Genomic DNA, 24,039 nt, shown 5'->3' with positions numbered 1-24,039 from the left:
ACTCTTCTTTACACGAACAGCAGCCGCAATTTCAGAAGGCGATCGCACATCGCAACTTACTTTTAACCCTCGTCTTCATCTTGGAAAAGCGCCTCTAAATCTCGATAGCCACTAACAACCCGCAAAATCTCAATCCCGCCTTCAATTGGACGATAAAAAATCAAGTAATCATCAACAGGAAAACTCCGCAACGAAGACAAAAGCTCATCACGTCTGCGCCCCATGTTAGGAAAATGGGCTAAAGTCGTACACTTTTGATTGATTTTCTTGAGTAAGCGCTCTGCTGCACCCAAACTACTATTGCCAGCAACATAGTCGATAATGCTTTCAATATCTCGACTAGCCGGAACAGTAAACCTGCAAATATTAATCATTCTCCCCCGCGATCACGAAGCTGTTGCAGCTTTTGTTGCAGTTGGCTGAAAACTATCTCACCGTCAACAACCTCTCCCCGTTCAGATGCTTCAACACCAACCATAATTTCCTGTCTCAACTCGTCAAAGCGTCCTTTGTAGATGCGTTCCCGTTCTTCAAACGCCCTAAGCGCCGCTAGGATAACTTCGTCAGTCGAGGCATACTTCCCACTCTCTATTTGACTTTGAATGAACAGCTCAAGCTCTGGAGTTAATGATACGTTCATTGATGCTTACTCTTTAGTTTTGCTAATCGTCTTCCTATTCTAGAAGCGGGGTTTCTGTCTCCCCCTCATCGTCTAGCAATGCCGTTAGTGCTTCCATCTCCTCCATTACCGTCTGCAACCTCGTAGTGCCCTTCTTTGTCGTCCCCCGCTAGAAAAACAAAAAAGCTGATAGCTTTCCCCTATATCGCTATTCTTGAAGTTTTTTGATTTGAAATTGCGCGTTGTTATAGCCAGCAATTCTACCGTTATCTAAAAAGAGTTTGGAGGCTTCCTGAAAATCTTCAATGGCTTCCTCTCGGTTTTTCATTGCAACGTGGTTTAACCCTCGACCGTAATAAGCTACAGCACTATTAGGGTTGAGTGCGATCGCTTTTGTATAATCTCCAAGTGCGCCGGGATAATCTTCGAGTTTCCGGCGAATATCTCCCCGATTACTGTAGGCAACGGCGTTGTTGGAATTTAACCGAATTGCTTGCGTATAATCAGAAAGTGCCCCGGTCGTATCGTTTAGTGCCTGACGAATATCTCCTCGGTTACTATAAGCGTTATCGTTATTCGGATTAATCCGAATCGCTTGGCTACAATCTTTGAGCGCGTTTTGATAATCTTTGAGATTAAAGTAAGCAATACAGCGATTGTTGTATGCAGTATCGTTATTCGGGTTGAGGTTAATTGACTCAGTACAATCGGCGATCGCTTCTTGAGAAATTCCTAGGTTTAGTTGAGCGCTACAGCGGTTTGTATAAGCATCTGCATCTTTGGGATTGAGCTTAATTGACCGTGTGTAATCTTCTACAGACCCTGTATAGTCTCCTAAGAGAAATCTCGCTCGTCCTCGGCTGTAGTAAGCCTTGGCATCATCAGGATTGAGTGCAATGGCTTGGGTATAATCTTCCATTGCTTCCTGCTTATTCCCACTCGCCGCACGCGCTAGTCCTCGCGCTTGATAGGCTTCACTATTTTTGGGATTTAAGCGCAGCACTTCGTCAAAATCTGCGATCGCGGCTTGATAATTCTCTAGCTCATAGTTAGTTAAACCCCTTTTGTAGTAAGCATCAGCATCAGTCGGTGCTAGCTGAATCGCTTGGTTGAAATCTGCGATCGCTGCCTTGTAGTTTTCCATGTCATAGTAAGCCAGCCCTCGGTTGTAGTAAGCACCCGCCTTCTTAGGCGAAAGCCGAATCATTTCGCTGTAGTCCTCAATGGCAGCTTGATAAGCACCCAAGTCATAGTGAGCATTTCCCCGGTTGCCATAGGTTAATGGGTCATTAGGATTGAGCTGAATCGACTGATCGAACGCCTGAATTGCGCCTTGCAAATCACCTTTGGTGAGTTTTTCGATACCTTGTTTATAAAACTCTTTAGCGTTCGTTTGAGTTGAATTCCGAAACAGCAACACCCCTCCCAAGACAACAAACAGAACGGCTGCCCCTGCCAAAGCAAGCCAGAGGCGCTTGTGTGACGAGTGTCTTTGCGGCTGTTGAGGAGGGGACACGTCTTGCAACAGTGAACGCTCAGAATCAGTAGTAGGTTGCTGGGAAACGACTGGCTTCGGTGCCTGTCCCGATTCAATAGCTGGGAGCAAATTCCCGATTTCTAACATTTCTTGCATCCGGAGAACCCCTTGGTCTTCAGGTTGGAGTTGACCCGGTTGTCGTTGTGGGTTTAGGGGATGACCTGGAACAGATTCTTCTACCAGATAAAACTTTTGGTCTTCCACGAAATAATCCAAGATTTCGGGACTCTGGTGGTTTTGTGCCAATCGCTCCAGAGTTTGGGACTTGTGTTTCAACAGAAAAAGCAGGCGGTTTAGGGCTTCTGAGTTTTGTCGGGGAAGCTTTAACTGCCTGATCACACAGACTGGGAAGTCAGGGTGGCGATTATCAGCGGCTAGATAAATCAGTCCTGAGGTACCTGAGCCTAAAACCCTAACGATCCGATAACGATTATTTAAAACCTGATTAATCATGGCTTTTTTGCACCCCCCGCCCCTACTTTAAGCCGATTGTAGGTGAAAAAAAACTTAGGCTCTTAGCATGAGCTTAGTGATTAGTAACACGCACTCAAAAATGTCACACACAAATTTTGGCGTAGCACATTAACGGTATGAAATTGTGTGAGCGTATGCCATACACACGCACAATCTGTTACATAGATATTAAAAATTCTAAGTATTTTAATTGGATAGGTGAGCTGTAGCTAAAATACCGTGCAACTTAACCACATCCCCAATCACCGCGATCGCAGGTGCGCCGAACTGATGAGCCTCTACAGCAGCAACAATGGTTCCCAAGGTGCCAATGAGTTCTTCCTGTTCTGGTCGTGTTCCCCAGCGAATTAGGGCAACGGGTGTATCGATACTCATTCCAGCGCTACACAGTTGAGTCACGATATAGGGCAGATTGTGAACCCCCATATAAATCACGATAGTTTCTGAACCGTGAGCGATCGCATTCCATTTCACCTCCGGTCGATACTTTCCTGCCGATTCGTGACCTGTTACAAAGGTTACTGAGGAACTGTAAGAACGATGAGTCAGAGGAATTCCTGCATAAGCGGGGGCGGCAATCCCGGATGTCACCCCTGGAACAACTTCCACTGGCACCCCAGCCTCCACCAAATCCTGCATTTCCTCTCCACCACGCCCAAAAACAAACGGGTCGCCCCCCTTCAGCCGCACCACCACAGCATGGCTTTGTGCTTTTTCAATCAATAGTTGTGTGGTTTCCTCTTGTAGCCGAGAATGGCGCCCCATGCGTTTCCCCGCATCAATCTTCTCAGCTTGGGGATTGATCATCGCTAAAATTTGGGCACTGACTAGAGCGTCGTAAACCACGACATCGGCACACTCTAATAGCCCTTTTCCTTTCAGCGTCATCAGTCCAGGGTCTCCTGGACCAGCACCTACCAAGTACACCTTACCTAAGCACCGATTCTGCATTTCTTCTGTGTTTTGCGCGTCTGTTGCATTCATGACGTTTGATTCACCCTAATTGGTCAGCGTCCTTCAAAATGGGTTCATCCTGGGTTAGATCGACAATTAAATTCGCTAACTGTGGACTGACACCGATAGGATTAGCAAGACTCAACTCTAACTTGGGAAACCGGGCTTGGAGGCTTGTAATAGATTGAGCGATCGCATCCGTAATTCCCCCACAGAAGAGGAAGTAAGGCACAATTGCAATCTGTTGATGACCCGCATCGGCTAATCTGACAATCTGCTCTTCCAGCGTGGGTTTGACTGACCAATACGCTGCCACAGCCCCTAGCTGCTTAGCAACAGCTTCCACTGGCTCATTGCCCCCTGCACGGCGTGTTCCATGAGCAAGCATTATCTTTGCCTCGGTATCTACTGCTGCTAATTGGCTTGCAAGCATTGTTCCTAAGCTAGGGTGCGCTCCCAAATGTGGGCGCTGATGGATTGTAATCGCCTCACCCAAACTTTTTTGCGCCAGTGCTACTTCTGTGGGGATATCTTCCCTCACATGCACTCCTGGTAGGAGAAATATCGGTAGTAACTCCACTTCCTTGCAGCCATTAGCTAGAGCTACAATTGCAAACTCATGGATTTGCTCATGTAAGGGAGTATCAGCGAGTTCCAAGGTTGCAGTTCCCACAAGCGGATATCCAGCAGGACTCACTAGCATCGTACTTCCAGTGACTCGGTGAGGTTGTAGTGGAGATGCTAGCGTGTCTGGAGTCGCTTTCAAGGCACTGATACACAGTGGTGCTGCTTCTTCCGGAATGCGATCGCTACATGTTGCCTCCTGAATTCCCAACTGAGTGCGTACCAACTCAGCTAGTTTTTCCATCGCAACCTGAGGACGTGGGTCACGGCTCCCGTGAGAGACTAATAGATAAGCGGTTAACAAGGGCAATAGTATATCTAAAACTTCTATTTATGTTTTGCTGATTGTATCGTTTTAAGGAACATAATTTTGTATAAAGTGTTTCCAATTGAAAGTAGTCCTAAAAGGAAAGAGCCAGCGTGTAAATATACGCTGGCTCTTACAGTTTTTATTACTGCTGCTAAATTCTGCTAATTACACCTAGTCTTGGACAGGATTAGCAACATACTTGAAATTTTCATCTGAGTTCCAAGGCCCACGCTCATCTTTGCCATTTGTGGACAAATTATAGTAGATGTCTACTGTTTCATCCGGTTGGACATTGCCAAAGAATGGGTCAGTCAGTTTACCCATCGAATCCAGCGCTTTCATGAACATCTTGGTGTGAGAAATTTCACGAGTCAGTAGATGAACCAATGTCTCTTTCGTACCTGCATCCGGTGCTAGCTTAATCAACGATTCGTAAGTTTGACGTGCCCCTGCTTCAGCCGCAATATTCGCTCGTAGGTCACGCACAACGTCACCACCTTCATTGATGTAAGCCGCAGTCCAAGCCGAACCCTGGCTATCGAGGAAGTGTGGTCCTATGCCTCGCACAGCAAACAACGAACTATTAAATGCCTCAGTTTGGTCAGTACCTTTTGTATGAACTTCAATAAGCTTGCCAACCATTTCCAAATGGCTAAATTCTTCAATGGCAATATCTTGAAGCATATCCTTGATGCCAGCATTTTCTACATGAAAAGACTGCACCCAGTATTGCAAAGCCGCCGTAAGTTCACCCGTCGCCCCTCCAAATTGCTCTAAGAGAAGTTGGGCAAATTTAGGATTGGGTGTATCAACATTAACTGTCTTAGCAATCAGTTCTTTTTTGTGAAAAAACACGAGTTTTCCTTTTTTGAAAGATGGATTTAAGCAACAAAAATTGCACCAGACTTTTGCAAGCCAGTGAGAAGGCTTTCTTCACCTTTATCAACTTCAGCTATGAAGTCAACATTAGAACACCCACCATGACCAAGCGTACATCCTGAGATAGAATTTACTATCACATATCTCTAACTACAGGAGAGTATTGTAATTAAGCTAAACTTAAAATTTCTCGTTTTTCCTAATCTCAGATAGTCAGGAAAAAAAAGCTGATGGCTGATAGCTGAGGGCTAACTGCTATGAGCAATGCCACAGTTTTCCAGCTTTGCTGCCAAAATTTTGGGATGATGCCACCAGTTGTAGCCACCTAGCCAACGGCGTGAGGGCAAATGACCAACAGGCGCTCTTAGATTAAATTTCAGTGCTGATTCTTGGGAATAAGAATTGTGGAGAGACCAACCAACGCGATCACAAAAAATCGTGTAATCTTCATCAGCCTCTTGATAAATGCGGTTCTGGACACTAAAACCAAAGTGTCCCTCGCTGTACTTCACCCAAAGCTTATCCATTGTTTGTAAGTCGCGACAGGGCAATTTTTCAATATCACTGTTGAAGAGATATTGCCCCTGTGTCTTGCCTAGCACCTGACACAAAACATCCCAGGTTTGTTGGTCTGCCTCTTTCCATTTTTTCCTCGCCAACAAGTTTTGTAGCTTGGTGTAGTCAATCCCGACTTCTGAGACTAAAGCCTTATTGATATTTCGCTGAGGCGGTAGCGGGTTTGCTACCTGTGTTGAGTTCAATGCTTGTAAGACTTGCTCGACAGATTGATAGCGGTTTTTGATTGCACTTTCTAGTAACTTATCAAGGATTTTACCTAAGCGATCGCTAACTTCCTTGCCGTTGGGTAAATGGTTACGCCATGCCCAACGGTTATTGATAATGTCAAATAACTCGAAAGGAGAAACACCTGTAAGCAAGTAAATGCAACTTACGCCTAAACTATACAGGTCGCTTGCCGGGAATGCTTTACCCTTTGTTTGCTCCGGTGCCATATATTCTGCACTGCCTACGGTTGTACCCGTATGAAATAAAGCACTGTTACTGATGAGTTTAGCTACGCCAAAATCAATGAGAATCGGTTTCTTATCGCTACGGCGTCGGATAATGTTTGAGGGTTTGATGTCGCGGTGAATCACGTTGCGATCGTGGACAAACTTCAACACAGGTAATAAATCCCTTAGCAGTTGCAAAATCTGTGTTTCATCAAACGTTCCTACCCGTTGCAATTCTTGCTCTAAAGTCTCTCCCTCAATCAACTCCTGCACCAAATACAAGTGCTTATTCTGCTCAAAGTGAGCCAGAAGTGCGGGGATTTGCGAGTGTTTCCCCAACTCATCTAGTCGTTCGGCTTCTTGATGAAACAACTCCACTGCCTTTTTTAAAACCAAACTACCTTGGTGTAAATAGAGTTGCTTGACTACACAGCGAGGCTTAGAGGGGATATCTTCATCCACAGCTAAAAAGGTAATGCCAAATCCTCCGCGACCAATTGGCTGGGTTGAACGATATCGCTCCCTCAATAGCAGTTTAGAACCACAGCTCAAACAAAACTTGGCTTGGTGAGGATTTTGAGGCGTGAGACATCCAGGAATAACACAGTAGCTCATTGCAGCATTTGAAGGAGACTCTTAAGAATCAACAAAACTTCTGCTACCCTGCACTTATAGCTTCAAAGCCATCAGCTATCAGCTATCAGCTTTGGGGAAATAATTATCCAGTTGGACATTGGCTAAAAGGCGTACTATACAAGCAATATTGATTCTGCCTTCTGCATAAGAGCCTTCTTGCACTAGTATTACTGCTCTGAAGCCTGATAAATGTAAAAATTTTGAAAAATTCCCAGCGTCTCAAACTGGTAAACAGGCAAAAAAGGACCAACGTTTAAATTGGTTCGATAAATGCTGAACAGAAGAAAGTTGTGTCGCTGCGTTGTTTGAGAAATAATTTGCTGAAGTTGTGGTCGTCCTGTATCGACCAGTGATTTGCATTGATTCTGGAGTATATCTCCCAAAACTGGAGGTGCTTGTGTGCAGCCTTCGTTTTTTAAGTACGTTGCCAGTTGCTCAACAGCATACTGCTCATAGGTATCCTGACCAGGATTTGTCAGTGCCATCGATGCTCCCAACGCCACCAGAGCAGCCCCACCAACCGCTGTAACAACTTGTAAAACCTTCATGCTACTTAGTAAACCATCTATTCGCTATGACTACACCCTCTGAGACGAGAGTTCCCTGTTAATTGAAAAGAGAAAGTTGATTAACCAACAAACCAGATGTTATATTAGGAACTCAGATGGCGAGCGTAGCCAAATGGTTAAGGCAGTGGTTTGTGGTACCACCATTCGTGGGTTCAATTCCCATCGTTCGCCCTAAACGTGTTGTACAGCAACTAATTAAGTATCGTCGGTGACAGAGCCGGGGTCAGCTTTACTATTGGGTTTTTGTCGCCAGATTTCAACTTGTAGTTTGTATTTATTTCCCTTGAGTGACGCTCATCCCTTGCTTGCGATAAAGTCATTAAGAACTTGGCAATCTACTGACTGGTCATGAGCGGATACCTCGAAGCATCTACCCCTCCCAACGAACCCAACGGTTCTAAGTCAACTCGTGCTACTGAGAAGGCACAGCGCGTCACAGCGGAAAACGCTGACTATCGGACGGTAGATCGTAGTAAACTAACGCCGATGATGCAGCACTTTGCTGATATGAAAGACCAGTATCCCCATGCAATGTTGCTGTATCGAGTGGGGGACTTTTATGAAACATTCTTTCAGGATGCCCGGACACTATCGGAGGAACTGGAACTTGTCTTAACAAGTAAGGAGGCAGGTAAGGGCATTGGGCGAGTTTTTATGACGGGTGTCCCTCACCATGCCTTGGATCGCTACTGCACGATGTTGGTAGAACGCGGGTTTGCGATCGCAATTTGTGACCAAGTTGAAGATGCGGCAGTGGCGGCGAAAGAAGGGCGTCAGGTGCGCCGTGAGGTAACACGCATTCTCACCCCTGGCACCTTACTCGACGACGGGATGCTCCATGCCCGACGCAATAACTTCCTGGCGGCTGTAGTAATTGCTGGAAATCATTGGGGTTTGGCGTATGCAGACATCTCTACGGGTGAGTTCTTTACAACGCAATCTACAGATTTAGAACTCCTCACCGCAGAGTTGATGCGCTTGCAGCCTTCGGAAGTATTGGTTCCCACAAATGCACCGGATTTGGTCAGTATGCTACGACCAGGGGAAAAATCGGAGCATTTGCCGGAGTGTCTACCCAACGCATTTTGCTATGCCTTTCGTTCACAAACCCCCTTTTCTGCCGGGGAAGCAAGACAACGATTGTTAGAGCGATTTAGAGTGCGATCGCTTGAAGGGTTAGGCTGTGAACATCTCCCCCTCGGTGTTCGTGCGGCTGGTGGCTTGTTGGAATATCTGGAAGACACCCAAAAAGAAAATTATGTTGCTCTCCAAACCTTACGCACTTATACCATTGCCGACTATCTAATTCTCGACCACCAGAGCCGCCGCAATCTGGAAATTACCGCTACAGTCCGGGACAACACGTTTCATGGTTCCCTACTTTGGGCACTAGATAGAACTAGCACAGCAATGGGAGGCAGGGCACTACGCCGTTGGCTCTTACAACCACTCCTGGATATTAAAGGAATCCGGGCGCGGCACGATACGATTCAGGAATTATTTGAAAATGGCGGATTACGGGAAGATTTACGGCAGTTATTGCGCCAAATCTATGACTTGGAACGGCTGACGGGTCGTGCGGGTTCGGGTACGGCTAATGCGCGAGACTTGGTAGCCTTGAGCAGTTCCCTTTTGAAACTCCCGGAACTAGCTGAGTTGGCTGCCTATGGCTCTTCCCCCTATCTCAGAGCTTTACAAAACGTTCCATCAGAACTTGAGCAACTAGGAAAACAAATCCGTACTCATCTCGTTGAGTCGCCTCCCTTGCACCTCACAGAAGGGAACTTAATCCGACCTGGCGTTAATCCTCAGCTTGATGAAATGCGAGTTACCGCTGAGGCTGACCAGCAGTGGATTGCGAATTTGGAAGTAACTGAAAGACAACGTAGTGGCATTCCAACGCTGAAGGTGGGTTTTAACAAAACCTTTGGCTACTACATTAGTATCACTCGCACTAAAGCAGACCAAGTTCCTGATAACTACATCCGCAAGCAAACCCTTACAAATGAGGAGCGTTACATTACGCCAGAGTTGAAGGAACGGGAAGCACGGATTCTCACAGCACGGGAAGACTTGAACCGCTTGGAATATGAAGTTTTTGTGGGTCTGCGAAATCAGGTTGGGGAGCAAGCTGAACAGATTCGTAATGTATCGCGTGCGGTGGCGGCAGTTGATATCCTCTGTGGTTTAGCAGAGGTAGCGGTATACCAAGGTTACTGTCGCCCGAATATAGTGGAAGGTCGGGAGATTACCATCATCGACGGGCGTCATCCGGTGGTGGAGCAATCTTTACCTGCTGGGTTTTTTGTGCCGAATTCTGCGTATTTGGGGAGGCAGTCAGTCGATTCCCCCAAATCCCCCTCAAAAAGGGGAGAGAAGAGTCAAGTCAGTGAACGTCCTGACCTAATTATTCTTACGGGTCCAAATGCAAGTGGAAAGAGTTGTTATCTGCGGCAAGTGGGGTTGATTCAACTGATGGCGCAGACTGGAAGTTATGTACCTGCGTCGTCAGCAACGTTGGGAATATGCGATCGCATTTTTACTCGTGTTGGTGCTGTTGATGATTTAGCCACGGGTCAATCTACCTTCATGGTAGAGATGAATGAAACCGCCAATATCCTCAACCATGCCACGGCTAAATCTCTTGTTCTCCTCGATGAAATTGGGCGGGGGACAGCCACCTTTGATGGACTTTCTATTGCTTGGGCGGTTGCAGAATACCTAGCGACCGAGATACGGGCAAGAACGATCTTTGCCACCCACTACCATGAACTCAACGAACTCGCTTCTCTCCTACCAAATATCGCTAACTACCAGGTAACGGTGAAGGAACTACCTGACCAAATTATCTTCTTACACCAAGTTCAACCGGGAGGTGCTGACCGATCTTATGGAATTGAAGCAGGACGTCTAGCGGGTTTACCTGCACCTGTGATTCAACGGGCAAAGCAGGTGATGAGTCAAATTGAGAAGCACAGCAAAATTGCCGTTGGACTGCGTAAAGGGGGGCAAAAAAAATCTTCAGTGCCAAATATAGCCGCTGAAGAAACACCTGTGGAACAGTTAGATATTTTTGATGATTGATACTTCTTGCTTTCTTCCGCTCTTGAGAATACTTAAGCAGGGGAGGCAGGGGGAAGGGGATAACCATTGGTGTCAATTTAAGACAAGGGCGAATGAATTCGCAGCTATAAAAACCAAGTCCGCCTGCGCGGACTAACGAAAAATTAATTGTTTTGAAACCCGCGAAGGCGGGTTTCGTTTGTGTAGCTGCGGTTTCAACCGCCAAATCAACGTTAAGTTGACACCAATTGGGATGACAGATTCCTTTGACCTTTACCCTTAAAAGTGCAAAAGTCTCTTTCCCCATCCCCATTCCCTAACCTATCGAATATCAGGTGGTCGGTTTTGCTTGAACGAGTCTAGCCACTCCCGAACTTGACCTGCCGCAATATCGCGTCCCCCTAAACCGAAGGCAAGTGCGATCGCAACAGCAATTGCTCCTAAAAGCAATCCAAACGCTAAGTTCACAATGTCACCAGCAATGCCCATTTGTTGCAGTGCCATCGGGATAACCAAAGCAATGATTGCAATTCGAGCGGCTTGGGCAAGGAATTTGGATTGGCGAGAGCCAGAGCTAATAATCAAGTTAAAGGCGAGATTTGCTAGGTATAAACCGATCGCAAATACAATTAACCCAGCCAGAATCCGCCCAGCGATGAGAACAATGCCACTGACAATTGCGGTCAGAGCAGTGATCTCTAGGACATCAACGGCTGCAACAGTAGCAAACAGCATAACGCCGACTAGCACAATAATTCCCACCAGCTCGGATGGTGTCCGAGTGGGAACGGGTGTAGTCTGTAGCCGAGTCTCTGGCCCAGTTGTCGGTGGTGGTGGTGGTGGGAGTCCTAAGTCATCCCTTGGAATTCCCGTTGTTCTGCGGGCGCTGCGGGGTGTGGGCAAGCCGATCCACTGAAAAATGTTGTTGAAGCCAATGCTTGTCAGAATATTGGTTACTAGGTCACTGAGAAACTGCCCTAATACATAAGCAATCGCCAGAATCAACCCAGCTGTAAAGATTTTGGGAAGAGCGCTCAGAATCTGATTGAGCATTGCGATCGCAGGTGCTGAGATTGCCTCAATCTGGAGCGCATTCAAAGCTGCGATTGCTGTGGGAATCAAGATTAAGACATAGACAACCGTTCCGAGAATCCAGGAAAGTGATTGACCGCCTGGAGTTGCCCGTAGTCCAAATCGGCTACCTAAGCGATCAGCACCTGCTGCCGATAGCAAGTTTGTCACAATACGCCGCACGACTTGAGCAACCAGCCAACCCACGGCGGCGATTACAATCGCTGCCAAAATATTCGGCAAAATTGCCAGAATTTCATTGAGCAGTTGCTGTACCGGAAGCAGCGTTCCTTCCAAACCTAAGGTGCTTAAAATCGCAGGTAGGAATAGGAGAAAGATGAACCAATACAACGCATTCCCAATCGTATCGGCGAGTGAGAATTGGCTCGTTGTTCTAGGTGGAATCTCGTCCGGGTTATCTGGAGTAGTTCTGACTTGTTGACCCAAACGCTCATCCAACCGAAGCGCACGCAGCGCCCGTGTTGTCACAAGCTTGACGAGGGTTGCAATCAACCAAGCAATCCCTAATAAAATACCCGCCGCAAAGAGCTTAGGCAAGAAGCTGAGGATTTGGCTAAGGAATGCATTTAGAGGTTGAGAAACAACTTCTAGCCGTAGAGTATCGAGAACCGCTACAGCCGTGAAAATCATCACGATCCAGAAAACGGCACTTGCTACCCATTGCTCAACTGGGGGAGGCTCTGATCCTGCCTGCCTTCCGGTAAGCCAGTCAGCAAGTTTGTTGTCAAGATTGGTGCGCTTGAGTATACCCTTTGTTATCGCTGAAGCGATGAAGGCGATGATCAGACCCACCACCAAAATTAAAATCGCCGCCAGCAAGCTAGGAACAAAAGCAGCTGTATTTCCGGCAATCGTCTGAAAATAATCTGCGCTATTCTCAACTATCCCTGGTTGAGCTGATTGGGCGGGTGTAGCAGTCGGCGTAGCCTGCGCCAAAATTGGATGCACCTGGATTGGTACACCCACTTCTACAATTTGGACAATACCTTGCCAAAGGTTATTCATACCTCTTCCTTCTTGCGTTATTCTCAAACTTCACAAGGCTTCAACTCGGAACTTGTGACACCCGTACTGCTGTGATTGATGCTGTCTATGCCTCTTAACCAATCAGTGCCCACGTCACAAGGAATGCATAAGATTAGAAAATTTAAGATTAACAGCCTGAGATGTTCAGGCACAACCTTAAACTGAAATTCCTAGCTTTACCTCTATCCTTATGGATAATTAAGCCATAAAAATCTAGGATTTGCTGATTTTTGGTCATTAAAGTTTTTGGTTTTTGGCAACATTCCTCTCATAATTGACATGGTATTAACAAGAGCAAGATTACCAGTTGTGAGACGCTGTTAAATTTTTAAATGTCAAATACCCAGGTTTTTGAGCAATCAATTCAAATCAAGGCAAGCGCCACAGCCGTCGAGCGCTGTATCACTGACCAGACTTTGATGCACCGTTGGCTTAACCCAGCGTTGCGTTGTGAACCCATCGGCGACTGGAGTACAGAGATAGGCAGTCGTAGCCGCTTCGTGATTCAAATTCCCATAGTGCAGCCTACCTTAAAAAGTATTGTGGTAGAGCGGGAACCCGGTTTAGTCGTCTGGGAGTTCAAGGGGTTTTTTCAAGGACGCGATCGCTGGGAGTGTCAGCCATCCGAAACAGGAACACGTCTTCTCAACCGTTTCGAGTTCGTCATACCCAATCCCTTAGTAAGCTGGGGCTTCAACACCTTTGCTGCCAACTGGACACAAAACGATATGAAAGCTCAACTTAGGCGCCTTAAGCGCGTTGCTGAGGAGACATATCTAGGAATGAAGTGAGAAGATGTTGGGAATTGGGAATTGGGAATTGGGAATGGTAAGCTGAGCGGTATTATTAGACCTTTTGCATAAATAGCCAAAACGGGCAAGATGCCCATCCCACAAGAGTCTTTTTTCTTGTAAGGTAGGCATCCGCCTCTCACCCATTCCCAATTCCCGCCTACACCTCTCGCCGCAGTTGTTCAAGCAAGCGGCGAATTACATCAGCATCGTCTGCATCGGGAACCATCGCTAAGTATAGTTCTAGATCCTGAGAGGCTCTTGATGCATATCCTAGTTGGGAATAAAGCAGCCCCCGATCTCTCAGTTCTAAGGGACTATCAGGAAACAACAGCAAAATGCGCTCAACTGCTGCTAGAGCTTTGGTAAAATCTTGGCGGTTGAGGTAAATAAATTTGAGATTTGTCAGCATTCGTGCTAATAGCTGCCGATGACTCACTGCTTCTGTGAACTGTGGTTGCAGTGGTACAGAACGCCCGTACATCTGGGTTAGTCGTTCCTCACAGTCTTGTTCAAATAAAACCTCACCCCGATTAAAGGCATCAACAAAAATGCCTACATCCTGAAACTCTGGACGAATCAGGAAATGTCCAGGCATATTGATACCAACCATTGGAAAGTCAAGGCGTCGGGCAACTTCCAGATAGACAACAGAGATGGTAATCGGGATACCAAGGCGTCGGTCAATGACATCATTTAGGAAGCTGTTGCGAGGGTCATAGTAATCTTCGGTGTTTCCGGTATAACCTAGGTCATCATAAAAGTATTGATTAAGACTCTGGATTATTTTTAAAGGATATCGTTCGACTGGCAAGCGCTCCTCTACTTCCATTGCCATAACGTCAAGGGCATTGAGGTAGGCGGCAGTATCAAGGTCAGGGTATTCTTCTTGGGCAATATAAAGGGCGGCTGCCCCTAAGTCAATTTGGGTGTCTGACTGCTGTATCTCTTGAGCGAAGTTGTTACGCCCTAAGGAAAAGTCCATAGGAAAGGCATTTTTGGCGAAGCTTTCCTTTTGATTTTAGAGAAGAGGCTACCTTGACGCTTCCTAATCAAGACTGAGGCAAAGGGTATTGCGATCGCCAATAATGGCGTTTTGTCTATGGTTTATTGTTCAAAGTAGAAGATATAGCAGTAGCCAATTAGGTTAGGGCATTAACGGGAGAAGAGCATTCCTTAGAAGTGAGCCTATGTGATTGAAAGCTGACTGCTGATGGCTATAGGTCGCTAACTCTCTTGCTATTCATTGGATAAAGTCGAGCAACTCATCCAACTGAAGCAGCCTAAACTGTAACAGTGCATACACCAAGGGTTTTTTTTTGACTTCTATCGCAAGATAGAAGAGAGAATGTTGTGATGACACTGCTCTTGGTTCCGCTTTTAGAGAGTTACCCCGGCTCAAATAATGCTATTAGACAATAATCGCCTTCACCTCAATCGCTACATGATGGCTGCTTTTGCGGTTGTGTTAGCGATGCTTGCTGTAGGAACTGCTCTGTTACTGACACTCTGGTCAGGGTCACTACTGAAGCCAACTCCAACACCTTTATTTTTTGCGGCTGTGATGATTAGTGCGTCTTGGGGTGGACTAGGATCGGGGTTGTTCGCAACAGCTTTATCGACCTTGGCGATTAATTACTTTGCGCTTCCACCTTATAACGCTTTGAATGTTCATGTAGACGATCTCTTGCGTTTAAGTGTGTTTGGGTTGGTTGCCCACTTGAGCAACTGGCTCGTTGAAGCACAGAGGCGAAGGGAAGAGATGCTGCGGGAGAGTCAAGCACAACTGCGTCTAATCACAGATGCTCTGCCTACTCCAATCGCTTATGTTGATGCCTCTTTGCACTACCGTTTCAATAATCAAGCCTATGAAGACTGGTTTGGAGTCTCCCGGAATGACATTGCTGGAGAACCCATCGTGTCAGTTTTGGGTGAGACAGCATATCAAACCATTCAGCCTCGGCTAGAAGCGGTGTTGGCAGGAGAACCTGTCAGCTTTGAGGTACAGATGCCGTATAAAGATGGCGATCGCTATATTCAGGCAACTTACATTCCTGATTTTGGCAAACAAGGAGAAGTCCGAGGATTTGTTGCTCTAGTCAATGACATTACCCAACGTCAGCAGGCACTAAAGCAACAAGCCGAGTCGCTAGCTTTAATTGATGCACTACTAGCCGTTGCCCCAATTGGCATTTGCTTTTTTGACCAAGAACTGCGCTATATCCGCATTAATCAGGTACTTGCACAGATCAACGGCTTATCTGTAGAACAACACTTGGGGCAACGCTTTCGAGAACTCTTACCAGACATGGCAACCCTGTTTGAGCCACAAATCCAGAACGTTTTGGATACAGGTCAACCCCAGCTAAATGTGGAATTTAGTGGTGAGGCTCCAGGGCAGGCAGGACGCTTGGGCTATTGGCTAGCTAACTACTACCCAGTAAGGGGTGAAGCGGGACAGACTGTCGGCGTTGGTGTCATGGTGGCAGATATTACGGAAAGTAAGCGGGCAGAACAGGCGCTGCGTGTTGCCGAGGAGCGACTTCGGGTTGCGATTAAGAACTCGCCGATTACTTTATTTAACCAAGACCAAGAACTTCGATATACATGGATTTACAATCCTGCCTTCGAGCATCAGGTAGAGGCAGTGCTGGGTAAACGAGATGAAGACTTGATGCCTCTTGATGATGCCTTGGTTGTGACTCGTATCAAGCGCCGTGTATTAGAAACGGGCATTGGGATGCGAGAAGAGGTGAAAATCACGCAACAAGGGCGGGATTGGTATTATGACATTACTGTGGAGCCACAACGGGATGAAGCGGGTTCTATTCTTGGTGTGACTTGTGCCGCGATTGATATTAGCGATCGCCAAGCTGCACTACGCGATCGCAACTTAGCCGAAGCAGCACTACGCAAAAGTGAAGAACGCTATCGGGCTTTTGTTAAGCAGAGTACCGAAGGAATTTGGCGCTTTGAATTAGAAACGCCTTTGGCAATCGAGACTCCGGAAGACGAGCAAATTCAGCATCTTTATGAGTATGGCTATCTCGCTGAATGTAACCAAGTCATGGCATCAATGTATGGCTTTGAACGTGTCGAAGAGCTTGTTGGACGTAGAATCGGAGACTTCCTTGTCCGAGCCGACCCCGATAATGAAGAGTACCTACGTGCTTTTATCCGTTCTCAGTATCGACTTAGTGATGCCGAATCCCACGAGCTAGATCGATTTGGCAATTCCAAGTATTTCTCGAATAACTTGGTCGGGATTGTTGAAGATGGTTTTTTAGTTAGAGCTTGGGGAAATCAACGCGACATTACTGAGCGTAAACAGGCAGAGGACACACTACATTTTCTCGCCGAGACGAGTAGCATCCTTTCTGCTTCCTTAGATTATGAAGCAACGCTCCAAAGTGTTGCCCAGATTCCGGTACCTCGTTTGGCTGATTTGTGTTCCGTGGAAATTCTGCAAGACGATGGCTCGATTCAACGAAAGGCGATCGCATTTACCAAGTCATCCCAAGCCGAAGTCTCACAACAGCTTGCTCTGTACATTCCTAAGCTTGATAGCGCTAACCCGATTGTGAAGGTAATTAGAACAGGTAAACCTGAACTCATCCCTAAGATTTCCGACTCATTGCTTGTAGCAGCGATTCCTGAAGCAGAACATTTGCAGCTTGTTCGTGGACTGGGACTTGAGTCAGTGCTGATTGTGCCACTAATTGCACGTCAACGGATACTGGGTACGATTACCATGGTTACTGCCCAATCAGGTCGCCGCTACAAGACAGATGACTTGGCTGTTGCCGAGGATTTAGCCCGTCGTGCTGCCCTCGCGATTGATAATGCAAGGCTTTATCGGGAAGCCACGACTTCACGCCAGAGTGCAGAATTTGCCGCTAATCGTACAGCCCTTCTACAAGCTGTCACAGCCGCTTTTTCAGAAGCACTGACTCCTGCCCAAGTTGCTGAAGTTGTAGTCAATCAAGGAATTACGGCTTTAGGTGCGATCGCCGGATCGGTTGTCTTGCTTGATGATTCGGGCAACTCTTTGAAACTGGCAGGGACAGTTGGCTATCCTGAAGAGTTGTTCGATAACTGGGAGTGTCGTCCTGGGACAACAGCAACACCCTTGGCAGATACAGTGTGGAATGGAGAACCGATTTTTCTAGAGAATGTTGAAGCCTTTGCCGCCCACTATCCTGATTTAGCTCACCTACCAACCCTGACAAGCAGTTGCGCCTTTGCCGCCATTCCCTTAACAGTCGAGGGATGCACCATTGGTGGGTTAGGTTTGAGTTTTGCCTCTGCCCAGATGTTTGGTGAGCAAGACAGAGCATTCATGCTTGCATTAGGACAACAGTGCGCTCAAGCAATTGCCCGTGCCTATCTCTACGAAGCTGAACAGCGTGCAAAAGCACAAGCTGTTAGCGAAGCGGCACGAAGTACGGCAGCGAACCGAATTAAAGATGAGTTCCTAGCCGTCCTTTCCCATGAACTCAGGACTCCCCTAAATCCGATTTTAGGATGGGCAAAGCTTTTGCGTACCCACAAGCTTGACGAGGCAAAGACGGCTTATGCTTTGGAAACAATTGAGCGCAACGCCCAACTACAAACCCAGCTAATTGAAGATTTGCTAGATGTTTCGCGGATTTTGCAAGGCAAGGTTCACTTAAATGTCTCTCTAGTTGACTTAGTAACGGTGATAGAAGCTGCACAAGAGACAGTGCGTCTAGCGGCTGAGGCGAAGTCAATTGAGATCAGTACAGTTTTTGACGCCAACGTGAGGAAAGTGTTGGGAGATGCTAACCGCTTGCAGCAAGTGGTGTGGAATCTCCTCTCAAACGCTGTCAAGTTCACGCCTAGCCGGGGACGGGTTGAAATCAAGTTGGAACGCCTGAACAACAATGCCCAAATCATTGTTCGAGATACAGGTAAGGGTATAGTCCCTGAATTTCTACCCCATGTATTTGATTACTTTCGTCAAGAAAACAGCAGCACGACACGGGTATTTGGTGGACTAGGACTAGGGCTAGCAATTGTCCAACATCTTGTAGAACTCCATGGTGGGAACGTTACAGTCTCAAGTGCGGGAGTTGATCAGGGCGCAACGTTTACGGTGACTCTCCCGTTGATAAATGTTGTGTCTAATGAGAGTGAAGACTTGGGGTTGCCAGGAGACGAGCCAAATCTTGAAGGGATACGGGTACTTGTCGTGGATGATGAGCAGGACACTCTTGAGCTGATTGTCTTCATCCTTGAACAATATGGTGCTAGCGTACAAGCCGTTACCTCAGCGACTGAGGCGCTAAACATTTTGGTGAACGTTAAACCAGATGTCCTGTTGAGTGATATTGGAATGCCCGAAATGGATGGATATATGTTCATCCAGCAAATACGCTCACTCTGTCCCGAACAAGGAGGCGAGATACCTGCGATCGCACTAACGGCTTACGCGGGAGAGACTGATCATCAACAAATCCTCCTTGCTGGTTTCCAGAAGCACGTTACAAAGCCAGTTGAGCCAGCCTTTCTCGCAAATGCGATCGCCACCCTACTCAGAGGCAACAGTAATCTAGAGAGGTAAGCAACCGATGCGGCGGACACAGCAACGCTGAACAAAGAAATTTTACTGAGTGGGGTTGGAAAATGCTATTAGAACTCAATCAAATCACCGTGCCACCAGGGCAGCGGGTGCTGCTCTCTAACGTAAGCTGGCAGGAATTTGAAGCGATTTTAGAGGATTTAGGCGAACATCGTTCCTCTAGAGTGGCGTATGACAATGGAACTCTGGAAATTATGACACCCCTGCCAGAACACGAGACTAATAAAGTCCTGATTGGAGATTTAGTCAAAATCCTTTTAGAAGAACTAGATATTGAATTTTGGCCTCTTGGTTCGACTACCTTCAAAAATGAAGAGATGGTCAAAGGTATAGAACCTGACGATTGTTTTTATATTCAAAATGAGGCGGTAGTTCGTGGCAAAAAAAGGTTGGATTTAACCGTAGATCCACCTCCCGATTTAGCGCTAGAAATTGATGTAACTTCTCGTACCCATCCGAGTATCTATGAAGCCTTGCAAGTCCCGGAACTGTGGCGATTTGAGAATGAGAAGTTACAAATTAATGTGCTACAAAATCGGAAGTATATCAAGTGCGAATACAGTCTAAATTTTCCTAATTTACCCCTCATTGAGATAATTCCCCAATATCTCAACCAGAGTGTAGCTTTAGGAAGAAACAAAACAATGAAAGCATTCCGAGCTTGGGTTAGAGAGCAACGATAGCAGAAAGCTGTCAGCTATCAGCTTTTTGGATTTCTTTCGCCCACCTGAGTTATATAGCAGTAGCCAAGACGGTTCTTGACATCGACGAGAAGCGAGTCCCGTTTGCTTCGAGCAGATTTGGCTAAAAGTTGACTGCTGGTTGCTTTAAAAAGGCAGCCGCTTAAAATCCTAAAATTTCTCCTAGCGCTTGCACCAAACTCAGATAAAAGTTACCTTCCAACTCGCGGAACAGCACAAAGGGTGAGTCAGGTGTGCCAAAAAACGGTCGTAATGTCCAAGCCAGTTGTGTTCCGACAAAGGCATAAAGAATTAGCCAAAACCTGAGAATACTCATCCGAGTGGTTAATCCTTCCTCATCTTCCTTGGAAAGTAATTGCATTCCTTGGTAAAGGAATTTAATTCCGATGAACCCTGTAATCGCAAAGATAGCTACATTCAACAAAATAATGAATTGATAGTTAAACGTTGAGATTAGAAAGAACAACGTAATTGATGCAAAGCTAAACAGTAAGACGCTAATCACCGATACTGCCGTTAAGAGCATCGCAAAATGCTGCCCGAACGTCTTACGGGAACCAAACAAGATGTTAAAGAAATATAGCGTTGGGAAACAGATAATCAGGGTAATTAGATAGAGCGAGGGCAGCTTCACCGCTGAAGACAAAGCCTGGGCAACACTGTGGAAGGAACCAATAATCCCACCATAAACGGCAAAAAACAGCGAACTACAAATTAGCAGCGAGCTTACCTTACTCTTGAGCTTGATGCCGGAACGGATTTCTTCCAGAAACAAGGAGCGATCGCGTAATAACCCAATTAAGGTTGTAAAGTAGCGTGTTGCCTGGACTTGACGTTGAATCATCTTCTTCTCTCCTAAGGCATACCTAGTTTTAGCAGGAATCTCTTGTCAACTGCCATTAGCAACAATTCCTTAGGAAAACAAGAAAGCTGATGGCTGATAGTTAACTGCTATAACTACTGAAAACCAAAAATTTCTCCCAAGGCTGTAAAAATATCTAGATAAAAGTTTCCCTGCATTTCACGAAATAACTCAAAGGGTGAATCAGGTGTACCAAAAAATGGTCGCAGTGTCCAAGCTAGCTGCGTGCCAACGAAGGCATAAAGAATTAACCAAAACCGGAGAATGCTCATCCGGGTGCTTAAGCCTTCCTCATCTTCCTTAGAAAGCAAGTGCATTCCTTGGTAAAGGAATTTAACCCCAATGAAGCCAGTAATCGCAAAGATGGCTACATTTAACAGTTTAAAAAACTGGTAATTGTAAGTAGAAATAAGAAAGAATAGCGTGATGGGTGCAAAGCTGAAAAGCAAGACACTAATCACCGACACTGCTGTCAAGAGCATCGCAAAATGCTGCCCAAACGTCTTGCGGGAACCAAACAGGATGTTAAAGAAATATAGCGTTGGGAAACAGATAATCAGTGTAATCAGGTAGAGCGAGGGCAGCTTCACGGCTGAAGACAAAGCCTGAGCAATGCTGTGGAAGGAGCCAATAATCCCACCATAAACGGCAAAAAACAGCGAACTGCAAATCAGCAGTGAGGTTACCTTACTCTTGAGCTTGATGCCGGAACGAATTTCTTCCAGAAACAAGGAGCGATCGCGTAATAACCCAATTAAGGTTGTAAAGTAGCGTGTTGCCTGGACTTGACCTTGACGTTGAATCATCTTCTTCTCCCCTAAGGCATACCTAGTTTTAGCAGGAATCTCTTGTCAACTGCCATTAGCAACAATTCTCAAAGCAAACTTTCCGGAATTGGTGTTGCTCCCAAATCCGTGTCTGTTGTCCTTTTTTTAGATGCTTGCGAAACCTTGTAAAGTCGTTCTGCGGGTACGTCTCTACTACTGAGAGTGAGTTCTGCCGAGTTGGTCTAGTCCAAAAAAATTAGTAGAAGTAAGGATTAGCAGGTTCAGGAATCTTTTTAAGGGAACTTGCCTCGATAGTTAGCTGACGCTTACCCTTAAACGTTTCGGTAATCATCCGACCCTCAATTTCTAACCAAGTGTCAGCACGATACGCCTTACTGTCTTCCTTTAGTTTCACGGGTAACCCAACGGGATAGGCATCGGCTGCACAGCAAGTAATCACAAAGCGAGAAATTAAAAGGTATTGTGAGGGTAAGTCGGGGGGATGGACAACGAACCCCTGTACTTTTACCGCTTGCCCTGTGTACGCATCGGGTTCGGGATAAACATTAAGCGTCCTTACCCATTCAATAATTGAGCGATCTTGAGGATTGCTGGCACTACGAAACGCTTGAGGTTGCGATCGCGTTAAGATTGACGACTCTGCAACGCCTCGTTGGAGTGCAGTCTGGCTGGTAAATACCTTCGGTGTGATCAGTAACCCCGCAATTGCTGTTGCTATCAGTAAGGCACTACTCCAACCAGGAGGAAACAAACTGAGGTGTTGAGCTAGTGGCATGGTAACAGGCTTCCCGGCTGCCTGTTGACGCATCTGAGTAAATAGCTGCAACACCCTTAACCCTGCCAGTATCAACAAGGCAAAGCCAGTGACAATCACTAGCCAAAAGTAATTGGGGTGAATCAATAAACTCAACTGACCCCTGAGCCAATATCTCAGCATCAATACGCCCCAAGTTCCCAGGGCGAAGATATCTAAGAGGGGTAATAACACGCTTTGAAAGGAGGAACGGGGGAACCGGGATTTCCCGAAGTTTTGAGCTGAACTCATAATCTACAGCTTGTATGGCAAAAGGCAGAGGGCAGAAGGTAGAAGATTGACTGGTCTTAGTTTCAGTATGAGAGCGAGAGTCAAGAGTCGCCAAGGCGACTGCTGCATAAACGCCAAAGCAAAGAGCAATCGCTAAATGTCAACTAATATGCAAGTTCACAAACAGCGTCAACAAAAAGGTTAACAGCGTGGCTAAAGCAAATAAATAAATGATTGCCCTTGGCTTAAATACAGACAACATCAAGCCGATCGCTTTGAGGTCAATCATCGGGCCAAATACCAAAAATGCCAGTAGAGAACCGCCTGTGAACGTTGAAGCAAAGGCAAGAGCAAAGAATGAATCGACAGTGGAACAAATCGACACCACGGCTGCTAACAACATCATCGCGATAATTGATGTTACTGGCCCTTGACCTAAACTCAGGATAATGTCACGAGGTACAAGGACTTGAATTAAAGCTGCGATCGCACTTCCCAAAATCAAAACACCACCCAACTCTCGCAACTCCTGGATTATATTCTCCAAAAATAGGCGCAAGCGATCGGGAAGAGGTTTGGTTGGTTTCGTTGCGGCTAACGATGCCTGTAAAACCGTAGTATCCATTCGCAAAGGTGCCCCCGGTTGACCAAGTAAATAGGAACCGGACTGTAACAGCATGGGTGTCTGTTCTTTTTTAGTGGAGGCAGATCTCAAATCACCTCCTACACCCTTTTCAGGACGAGGCATCGAGCGAGTTATCGCAGGTTTCAGGAGAGGGCGTAAATCTGCCTGAACACTGAAGATACAACCAATAAAGACGGCAATCCCTAAAGAAAACAATACTCGCAACACTACAATCTCTGGTTGGTCACGAAATGCTACCCAGGTTGACCAAATCACAATCGGATTAATTGTTGGTGCTGCCAACAAAAAACCGATCGCTACGGGAGTTGGTGCGCCCTGAAGCAGCAGACGCCGCGCCACTGGCACGTTGCCGCACTCACACACAGGAAAGAACATCCCTGCACAACTACCAACAATTGCCCCTAACACGGGGTTTCGAGGCATAGCCGAAATCAGCTTACGCTCATCAACAAACAACAGGAGCAAACTGGATAATAAAACCCCCAGCAACAAAAAAGGAATGGCTTCGACAAGCAAACTTAGGAAAAGAGTGAAAGCGGTGTTCAGCTGATTCATGCGTTGGGCTGATCGTAAGATGTTTTACCTAAATGACGCAGCAAGCGCCATTTTATCGGAAAAGAAGGTATTACTATTAATCCAACCAATGTAGCCCTTGACACAGACGATTTGCGAAAAGTTGCCATGCTGCTTATCAACAACACGGAAAAGTACCGATTATACTCAGTGTCACACTCGAATAAGTAACCAGCTTACCAGTGGTTGAATGTCTTGCGGTCAAAGTTATCGTGTCCCTAGCCAATACCCCCCTGGTTGTAAGTCACGCTACGGA

Annotated in this window: 18 protein-coding genes and 1 tRNA gene; 5 read left to right on the top strand and 14 right to left on the bottom strand. The window is 46.3% G+C overall.

Going from position 1 to position 24,039, the window contains the following annotated elements; all coding sequences use genetic code 11:
• Positions 1–62: 62 nt before the first annotated feature.
• The 8 genes from H6F98_RS25385 to H6F98_RS25350 all read right to left on the bottom strand — a co-directional run bounded on the left by H6F98_RS25385 (position 63) and on the right by H6F98_RS25350 (position 7,594).
• Positions 63–374 (bottom strand): type II toxin-antitoxin system RelE/ParE family toxin, encoded by a 312-nt coding sequence (locus H6F98_RS25385; protein WP_192221495.1) that lies wholly within the window; start codon positions 372–374, stop codon positions 63–65.
• Positions 371–640 (bottom strand): type II toxin-antitoxin system ParD family antitoxin, encoded by a 270-nt coding sequence (locus H6F98_RS25380; RefSeq protein WP_192221494.1) that lies wholly within the window; start codon positions 638–640, stop codon positions 371–373. The genes H6F98_RS25385 and H6F98_RS25380 overlap by 4 nt, the downstream gene beginning before the upstream one ends.
• A 187-nt stretch (positions 641–827) precedes the next feature.
• A complete protein-coding gene (locus tag H6F98_RS25375; RefSeq protein WP_192221493.1) occupies positions 828–2,609 on the bottom strand; it encodes a tetratricopeptide repeat protein in 1,782 nt (593 codons plus the stop codon).
• A gap of 207 nt (positions 2,610–2,816) precedes the next feature.
• The gene (gene cobA, locus H6F98_RS25370; protein ID WP_192221492.1) at positions 2,817–3,614 is read right to left on the bottom strand and encodes a uroporphyrinogen-III C-methyltransferase; all 798 of its coding nucleotides are present in this window, start codon (positions 3,612–3,614) and stop codon (positions 2,817–2,819) included.
• Positions 3,615–3,624: 10 nt separating this feature from the next.
• The gene (locus H6F98_RS25365) at positions 3,625–4,518 is read right to left on the bottom strand and encodes a sirohydrochlorin chelatase (protein WP_242058690.1); all 894 of its coding nucleotides are present in this window, start codon (positions 4,516–4,518) and stop codon (positions 3,625–3,627) included.
• Positions 4,519–4,689: 171 nt separating this feature from the next.
• Positions 4,690–5,373, bottom strand: coding sequence for a manganese catalase family protein (locus H6F98_RS25360; RefSeq protein ID WP_192221491.1), 684 nt, complete (start codon positions 5,371–5,373; stop codon positions 4,690–4,692).
• Between the two features lie 272 nt (positions 5,374–5,645).
• Positions 5,646–7,025, bottom strand: a complete 1,380-nt coding sequence (locus tag H6F98_RS25355) for a serine/threonine-protein kinase (RefSeq protein WP_192221490.1) — start codon at positions 7,023–7,025, stop codon at positions 5,646–5,648.
• Between the two features lie 188 nt (positions 7,026–7,213).
• Complete coding sequence (locus tag H6F98_RS25350; RefSeq protein ID WP_192221489.1) at positions 7,214–7,594, bottom strand: DUF4359 domain-containing protein; 381 nt, start codon at positions 7,592–7,594, stop codon at positions 7,214–7,216.
• 119 nt (positions 7,595–7,713) lie between these two features.
• On the opposite strand from H6F98_RS25350, the gene H6F98_RS25345 reads away from it, so the two are divergent.
• Both H6F98_RS25345 and mutS read left to right on the top strand, forming a co-directional pair.
• Positions 7,714–7,786, top strand: a tRNA-His gene (locus H6F98_RS25345).
• A gap of 177 nt (positions 7,787–7,963) precedes the next feature.
• Positions 7,964–10,699 (top strand): DNA mismatch repair protein MutS, encoded by a 2,736-nt coding sequence (mutS, locus tag H6F98_RS25340; protein WP_192221488.1) that lies wholly within the window; start codon positions 7,964–7,966, stop codon positions 10,697–10,699.
• Positions 10,700–10,999: 300 nt separating this feature from the next.
• Here the strand turns inward: mutS and H6F98_RS25335 are convergent, their stop codons facing one another.
• Positions 11,000–12,775 (bottom strand): mechanosensitive ion channel, encoded by a 1,776-nt coding sequence (locus H6F98_RS25335; protein ID WP_192221487.1) that lies wholly within the window; start codon positions 12,773–12,775, stop codon positions 11,000–11,002.
• Positions 12,776–13,128: 353 nt separating this feature from the next.
• Between H6F98_RS25335 and H6F98_RS25330 the strand changes: the two genes are divergently transcribed.
• Positions 13,129–13,587 carry an SRPBCC family protein gene (locus H6F98_RS25330; RefSeq protein WP_192221486.1) on the top strand — a complete coding sequence of 153 codons (459 nt, stop codon included), beginning with the start codon at positions 13,129–13,131 and terminating at the stop codon, positions 13,585–13,587.
• A 160-nt stretch (positions 13,588–13,747) separates the two neighbouring features.
• Here H6F98_RS25330 and H6F98_RS25325 read toward each other — a convergent pair whose 3' ends face one another.
• Positions 13,748–14,572 carry a SirB1 family protein gene (locus H6F98_RS25325; protein WP_192221485.1) on the bottom strand — a complete coding sequence of 275 codons (825 nt, stop codon included), beginning with the start codon at positions 14,570–14,572 and terminating at the stop codon, positions 13,748–13,750.
• 420 nt (positions 14,573–14,992) lie between these two features.
• Between H6F98_RS25325 and H6F98_RS25320 the strand changes: the two genes are divergently transcribed.
• On the top strand, positions 14,993–19,171 hold the full coding sequence (locus tag H6F98_RS25320; RefSeq protein ID WP_192221484.1) for a PAS domain-containing protein: 4,179 nt from the start codon (positions 14,993–14,995) through the stop codon (positions 19,169–19,171).
• A 62-nt stretch (positions 19,172–19,233) separates the two neighbouring features.
• On the top strand, positions 19,234–19,872 hold the full coding sequence (locus H6F98_RS25315) for a Uma2 family endonuclease (RefSeq protein ID WP_192221483.1): 639 nt from the start codon (positions 19,234–19,236) through the stop codon (positions 19,870–19,872).
• A gap of 160 nt (positions 19,873–20,032) precedes the next feature.
• Here the strand turns inward: H6F98_RS25315 and H6F98_RS25310 are convergent, their stop codons facing one another.
• The 4 genes from H6F98_RS25310 to H6F98_RS25295 form a co-directional block, all read right to left on the bottom strand.
• The gene (locus H6F98_RS25310) at positions 20,033–20,734 is read right to left on the bottom strand and encodes an actin-binding WH2 domain-containing protein (RefSeq protein WP_192221482.1); all 702 of its coding nucleotides are present in this window, start codon (positions 20,732–20,734) and stop codon (positions 20,033–20,035) included.
• Between the two features lie 113 nt (positions 20,735–20,847).
• Positions 20,848–21,558 (bottom strand): actin-binding WH2 domain-containing protein, encoded by a 711-nt coding sequence (locus H6F98_RS25305; protein WP_192221481.1) that lies wholly within the window; start codon positions 21,556–21,558, stop codon positions 20,848–20,850.
• 217 nt (positions 21,559–21,775) lie between these two features.
• Complete coding sequence (locus tag H6F98_RS25300; protein WP_192221480.1) at positions 21,776–22,585, bottom strand: TIGR03943 family putative permease subunit; 810 nt, start codon at positions 22,583–22,585, stop codon at positions 21,776–21,778.
• A 139-nt stretch (positions 22,586–22,724) separates the two neighbouring features.
• Positions 22,725–23,765, bottom strand: a complete 1,041-nt coding sequence (locus H6F98_RS25295; protein WP_192221479.1) for a permease — start codon at positions 23,763–23,765, stop codon at positions 22,725–22,727.
• Between the last annotated feature and the right edge of the window lie 274 nt (positions 23,766–24,039).

The sequence above is a fragment of the Microcoleus sp. FACHB-SPT15 genome, from assembly GCF_014849525.1.
Taxonomy (GTDB): domain Bacteria; phylum Cyanobacteriota; class Cyanobacteriia; order Cyanobacteriales; family Coleofasciculaceae; genus Symplocastrum; species Symplocastrum torsivum.
The sequence above is the reverse complement of the archived record's forward strand: the minus strand, read 5'-3'. Positions and strand labels throughout refer to the sequence as shown.